This window comes from Luteimonas sp. TWI382, assembly GCF_039674545.1.
Classification (GTDB): Bacteria; Pseudomonadota; Gammaproteobacteria; order Xanthomonadales; family Xanthomonadaceae; genus Luteimonas.
In genome coordinates this window covers 1-1,162 of the sequence record NZ_JBDJNS010000053.1, presented here as the reverse complement: position 1 = coordinate 1,162, position 1,162 = coordinate 1, and the positions used below count along the sequence as shown (strand labels likewise).

Genomic DNA, 1,162 nt, shown 5'->3' with positions numbered 1-1,162 from the left:
GGGTTCACCCCCGTTATCCCGGACACTTACGAGAAGGCCGATCGAGGCCGTGAGGAGTGTTCATGTCGAAGCGAAGGAAGTTCAGTGCGGAGTTCAAGCGTGGTGCGGTTGAGCAAGCCAGCCAGCCGGGCGTCAGTTGCGCGCAGGTGGCGCGGGAACTGGGGATCGGTGACAACCTGCTGACCCGCTGGAAGCGGGAAGCGGGAAGCCCAGAGCCAGGGCAAGGTGGCCTTTGGCGGCACCGGAACGCCGCGTGACGAGGAACTGGCGCAGCTCAAGCGCGAACTGACCCGGGTGAAGAAGGAACGGGATTTTTTGCGAGAAGCGGCGACGTTCTTTGCCAAGGGATCATCCTGAGGTATCAGGTGATCGAACGTTGCCGCGACGAATTTCCGATTCGGCTGATGTGCCGCTGCCTGAAGGTATCGGCCAGCGGCTACTACGACTGGAGCAAGCGCTTGCCCGGCAGCCGTGAGCTCGACAACCAGCGCCTGCTCGGGCGGACCCGTGAACTGCACGAGGACAGCCGGGGCACCCTGGGGGCCGTTCGCATGCATGAAGACTTGGCCGATGAAGGCGAGTCGGCCAGCCTGAACCGGGTGGCCCGGTTGATGGCGGTCGATGGCCTGCAGGGTTGGCCGCGGCCGAAGCGTCGCGGTCAACGCGCTCAGCAGACACTGACGCCGCCAGGCGTACGCAACCTGCTGGAACGCGACTTCACCGCACTGGAGCCGGAGACCAAGTGGGTGACGGACATCACCGAGCTCAGGACCGGCGAAGGCAAGCTCTACCTGTGCATCGTGCTGGACCTGTTCGACCAGCGGGTCGTGGGCTGGTCGATGCACCACCGGCAGGGTCGGCAGATGGTCATTCGGGCGGTGCAGATGGCGGTTTGGCAGCGCCAGGGTAGCGCCCCAGCGATCCTGCATTCGGACAGGGGCAGTCAATTTCGAAGCCGCGACTACCAGAACTATCTGAGGGACAACCGGTTGATCTGCTCGATGAGCGCCGTCGGCCACTGCGGCGACAACGCCGCCTGCGAAGGCTTCTTCGGCGTGCTCAAGCGCGAACGGATCTACCGCACAACGTACCCGACACTCGATGCAGCAAGGGCCGATGTGTTCGAATACATCGAGCGGCGCCACAACCCAAGGATGCGGCG

Annotated in this window: 1 pseudogene; it reads left to right on the top strand. The window is 64.1% G+C overall.

Going from position 1 to position 1,162, the window contains the following annotated elements:
• Positions 1–62: 62 nt before the first annotated feature.
• Positions 63–1,162: pseudogene (locus tag ABE505_RS17055) on the top strand (IS3 family transposase); the annotation flags it as partial.